At 44.9% G+C, this 5,005-nt stretch carries 5 protein-coding genes; 1 reads left to right on the forward strand and 4 read right to left on the reverse strand.

The genetic code is table 11. The features are described from left to right. Nucleotides 1–45: 45 nt before the first annotated feature. From AB4517_RS16925 to AB4517_RS16940, 4 genes are all read right to left on the reverse strand, one after another. Entirely contained in the window at nt 46–855 is an 810-nt protein-coding gene (locus AB4517_RS16925) for a transporter substrate-binding domain-containing protein (protein ID WP_372148853.1), read from the reverse strand. A 12-nt stretch (nt 856–867) separates the two neighbouring features. After that, nucleotides 868–1,665, reverse strand: a complete 798-nt coding sequence (locus AB4517_RS16930; protein WP_017062664.1) for an amino acid ABC transporter permease — start codon at nt 1,663–1,665, stop codon at nt 868–870. Further along, nucleotides 1,665–2,411 (reverse strand): amino acid ABC transporter ATP-binding protein, encoded by a 747-nt coding sequence (locus tag AB4517_RS16935; RefSeq protein ID WP_029224268.1) that lies wholly within the window; start codon nt 2,409–2,411, stop codon nt 1,665–1,667. The genes AB4517_RS16930 and AB4517_RS16935 overlap by 1 nt, the downstream gene beginning before the upstream one ends. Before the next feature lie 225 nt (nt 2,412–2,636). Next, nucleotides 2,637–3,785: an iron-containing alcohol dehydrogenase gene (locus AB4517_RS16940; RefSeq protein ID WP_048615371.1), complete on the reverse strand. Its 1,149-nt coding sequence runs from the start codon at nt 3,783–3,785 to the stop codon at nt 2,637–2,639. A gap of 193 nt (nt 3,786–3,978) precedes the next feature. On the opposite strand from AB4517_RS16940, the gene AB4517_RS16945 reads away from it, so the two are divergent. Continuing rightward, nucleotides 3,979–4,863 carry an AraC family transcriptional regulator N-terminal domain-containing protein gene (locus AB4517_RS16945; protein ID WP_372148856.1) on the forward strand — a complete coding sequence of 295 codons (885 nt, stop codon included), beginning with the start codon at nt 3,979–3,981 and terminating at the stop codon, nt 4,861–4,863. Nucleotides 4,864–5,005 lie beyond the last annotated feature (142 nt).

The raw sequence follows: 5,005 nt of genomic DNA on the forward strand, positions 1-5,005 counted from the left end.
CAGTGCAGACAACGCACTGCCTCGATTCACCAGCAAAAGTTCTGATTACTGACCTTGAGCAATCTGGTCTTGCCAATCTAGAGTAGAGAACCAGTACTCGTAACGCTCTTTCAACCAACCGTCTTCAGTACGTGCTTTGATCCACTCGTTGAAGAATTCTGTCTTGTCAGTTTCACCTAGGCGAACTGCAAATGCTTCATTACCTTTTGATAGGCGTTCTTCGAATGGAATAAATAGCGTGTCTGCGTTTTTGATCGTTTCGTGTTCTGGTTTCGGGCTAGACGCAATAACCGCGTGTGCGTTGCCGTTCAACACTTCTTGGAATGCTTGAGCATCGTCATCGAACTGTAGAACTTTCGCCTTAGGGAAGGTTTCACGAGCGACTTGAACCGTGAATGCTCCACGACGTGCTGCAATTTTTACACGGCGAGAATCAAAATCAGAGATCTGAGTAAAACCTTCCGCTAGCTCTTTATTAGCCGCCAGTTGAACGCCAGAGTGCGAGTAAGGTTCAGTGAACAATACGCTTTTAGCACGAGCTTCAGTGATAGACATACCGCCGATGATTACATCAAATTTTTTCGATAATAGAGAAGGGATAATACCGTCCCATGCCGTCGGTACGAATTCAACTTTCCAGCCAGAATCTTCAGCAAGACGTTTTGCTACATCGATTTCAAAGCCAACAAGATCGCCTTGTTTGTTACGCATCGCCCAAGGAACAAATGTCGACATACCAACGCGTAGAGAGCCACGTTCGTTTATTTTGTCTAGGTTAGGCGTTTCAGAAGCAAGTGCAGGCAAACTGACGGCAAGCGCAAGTAGGGCTGTAATTGCGGTTTTAAATAGCTTCATGCTGATAAATCCTTATTGTGTTCGCCAGTTAGCTCCGAGCTTATGCTCAAGCCAAGCTGCAACGGCAGAAAGTGAAAGTGTAAGTGCAAGGTAAATGATCGCCACAGAGAACCAAATCTCAAATGGCATCGCGGTTTCAGAAACTATGTTTCTGGCTTCGGTTGTTAGGTCAAAGATAGCCATGACACTCACAATCGAAGAGTTTTTGATAAGAGAGATCACTTCATTAGTCAAAGGTGGCAAGGTGCGTTGCACCACCTGAGGAAGAATCACATCCCAGTAAGTATAGGTCTTTGATAAACCCAAAGATTGAGCTGCTTCAAATTGTCCTCTCGCAATACCATTTAAACCAGCACGGAAGATTTCGGCGGTGTAAGCACCTTGGAAAAGTGCCAAGGCCAAAACGGCAGTGCTAAAACGATCCAGCCCTAACACGGGGCCAAACACAAAATAGAGCAAATAAATTTGTACTAATAACGGCGTGTTACGAATCAACTCAACATAGCTGGTGGCCAAGGTGCGTCCAACCACAGAATTTGAGTTTCTCAATAGCGCCGTCGTTAAGCCGATGATCAGTGTCGCGACCAAAGAAATCAGAGAGATATTGATGGTAACCAGTAGCCCTTCAACTAACTCTGCAGGCCACCATTCGCCATCTTCATAGAAAGCAATATAGTCCGGCACGCGCTCCCATTGCCAGCTGTATCCCATGGTTTGTGCGCCAGAATCGAGAATCCAGACAACAGCGGCCACTAGTACAACAATTTGTATTAGAGCGGAAAGGGCTGGTTTAATAATTCGAATCAACATCAATAAGTCAGGATCTGATTTAGGAACGCTTGAGTACGTTCATGTTGAGGGTTTTCAAAGAGCGCTTGTGGGGTATTCGATTCCACAATTTGTCCTTCATCCATGAAGATAACGCGGTCGGCCACTTGTTTTGCAAAGCCCATTTCGTGGGTGACACACACCATGGTGATGCCTTCGCTCGCCAGTTCAACCATCACATCGAGTACTTCGTTGATCATCTCCGGATCAAGCGCTGAAGTGGGTTCATCGAACAAGAGTAATTCCGGCTTCATACACAGAGAACGGGCGATAGCCACACGTTGTTGCTGGCCGCCAGAAAGTTGCACTGGGTATTTGTTGGCTTGTTCTGCAATGTGCACACGCTCGAGATAGTGCATTGCTATCTTTTCGGCTTCTTGTTTGCTTTTTTTAAGCGTACGAATTGGAGAAAGAGTAAGGTTCTCAAGCACGGTAAGATGGGGGAATAAATGAAAGTGCTGAAACACCATTCCGACTTGGCCCGGTGTGTTGAACTTACTCGGGAGCACTTGTTCTAGCACGGAAAGTTCGCCACTTTCGAAAGGTTCTAGCTGATTGATGCAACGGATCAAGGTTGATTTACCCGAACCAGACGGCCCGCAAATCACCACTATCTCTCCTTGTTCAATATTTAAATCGATACCCTTTAGGGCATGAAAATCACCATACCACTTGTTAAGTGACTTAAACTTAACCATTTCCTTGAGATTGTTCAAATCGTTGTTCATACCTAGTAAAGAGACAGGTTTACCTTAACAATATAGAAATATGATTGCACATAAAATTAGGGACTTATGAGAATTTAATAGCATCTTGTAGGGCAAATTAAAAAGCAGCGCTCAAAATGAACGCTGCTTCTGTTGTACGAAAGAAAAAAGTAATGGGTTCAGTCAGATGTGAAAATTCATCGTTGTATGACCACTATCTTTACTTTCTCTCTATTTTCCCGATTCTTAGTGAATCGCAGACTCTAGAATCTCACGTGTTTTCTCTGGCGTGATTGCTTGATTCTCACCAAGTTGTAGGTAGCCGTGTGATTCAAGTTGAGCGACAACATTGTCAATCGCCGTTGCTTTGTTTGTTTCGTAGCCGTCAAACATGGTTGCTACGTCTAGGCTGTGGTAGAACGCTTCGATTGCAGCGATTGTGCGTTCTGCTAAATCAGCTCCCGCTTCTAGGCCAAATACGTTACGACCCATTTGCTCTAGCTTGCCACGTTTTGCTTCGATTTGGTTACGAAGTAGTGAAGGTTGAACAATCGCAAGCGAACGTGCGTGGTCTACGTGCCATAGTGCTGTGAATTCGTGGCCAATCATGTGAGTTGCCCAATCTTGAGGAACACCCGTACCAATTAGGCCGTTAAGCGCTTGGTTTGCTGTCCACATTAGGTTTGCACGCCATGCGTCGTTGTCACGCTCGTCGTATTGCTTACCCAGTACAAGTAGGTTCTTAAGCAGTGTTTCCGCGTAACCGTCTTGAACCATCGCGTCTGTTGGCATCGTGATGTATTGCTCACACACGTGTACCCACGCATCAACTAAACCGTTGATCAATTGGCGCTCAGGTAGAGACTTCATTACATCTGGGTCCATAACCGCAAACTTAGGCTGTACTGCAGGGTTAAGGAAAGCAAGCTTCTCTTGAGTCGCTTTACGCGTGATTACCGCACCCATGTTAGATTCAGAACCTGTCGCAGGAAGTGTCAGTACCGCACCGATTGGCGTCGCTTCAGTTACTTGGTGTTTGCCCGTTAGGATGTCCCAACCGTCGCCGTCATATTTAGCCGCTGCAGCAACGTACTTAGAGCCGTCGATTACTGAACCACCGCCAACAGCGATAATGAATTCTACGTTTTCTTCTTTAACAAGAGCGACTGCTTTGTCTAGCGTCTCTTTGGTAGGGTTTGCTTCAACGCCAGAGAACTCGATCCAAGAGTGATCTTTCAAAGATTCTACAACTTGGTCGTAAACACCGTTGCTCTTGATTGAACCGCCACCATAGATGACCAGTACTTTCTTCGAAGTATCAACCGCTTGGCTGATAGCGTTGATTTGGCCTTGGCCGAAATGGATAACAGTAGGGTTAACGTAAGTAAATTGCATCAGAGATTCCTTGTGTAAAGCGAAATTTGTTATTTTGGTTTATTGCTCAATTTCTATATTTGCATATTAGTACAGTAATCTAGGTCAATGAAGAGCTGTTCCTCCAAATAAATTGCCTATTTCTACAAACTTGATATTCTTCCTCTGCTTTAGCTTACTTACTCTTAGCACTTGGAATGGAAAGTCGCCACTTATGAAAACACTCGCTCAGTTGTTACAGTCATATGTAGAACACAAAGGTTGGGATGATCTCGAAGGGATCAGAGAAACTGAAATTAGCGGCGTGTGGTTGTATAGAAGCCGTGGAGGGAATCAGCGTCAGCCATTTACTTACCAGTCTGGCATTATCATGCTCGGACAGGGTAAAAAGAACATCTACATTGGCGAAAGGCCAGTGACTTACGCTGCAGGTGATTATCTTGTGGTGGGTGTGCCAATGCCGTTAGAGTGCGAAGCCTTGCCTGTTAATGGTGAACCATTGCTTGGCTTGTCGATTAGCATTGATTCTCAACGCTTGCATAGCTTAGTCAAAAAGCTCGAAGATCAAGGCTTCTTAGAGAGCTACTGCAACAAGCACAAACAGAACTCGAGTGGCTTAGAATCGACGCCAATGGAAGAGCAAATGCTAGAGAGCTTTACCCGATTGGTGAAAACGCTGCATTGCGACATTGAGGCCAACATATTGGGCGATGCCATGGTAACGGAGATTGTCTACCGCGCATTAACCGGTTCAGAAGGGCGTGTGCTGTTTGATTTAGCTCATCATGATGGCCATTACGCACGTGTTGCCAAAGCGCTGTCTAAAGTGCATGAAGAGTACGACCAAACCATCACCGTTCAATCGCTTGCTGACGAAGCCAACATGAGCGTGTCTGCCTTCCACAATGCATTCCGTAATGTCACCTTTGAATCACCTCTTCAATACTTGAAAAAGGTTAGACTTAATAAAGCCAAAGAGCTGATTCAACTAGAAGGCCTTCGTATTAGTGATGCTGCACGTCGAGTCGGTTACTCCAGCCCATCTCAATTTAGCCGCGAATTTAAGCGCCACTTCAATACTACTCCAAGAGCGGTTTAGTTCTTCTTTCAACGAAACTATGTGTTGAGAGCTATAATGCCAAAAGCTATGGTGACGATTGCTCATATTTGTTGAATTATATGAGTAAATGTATCTAATCATAGGCATTGTCAGATTGTAGGTATTTGATTCTCGAATATAT

The organism is Vibrio sp. 10N.222.52.C3 (genome assembly GCF_041474195.1).
In the GTDB taxonomy this organism is placed as follows: Bacteria; Pseudomonadota; Gammaproteobacteria; order Enterobacterales; family Vibrionaceae; genus Vibrio; species Vibrio crassostreae_C.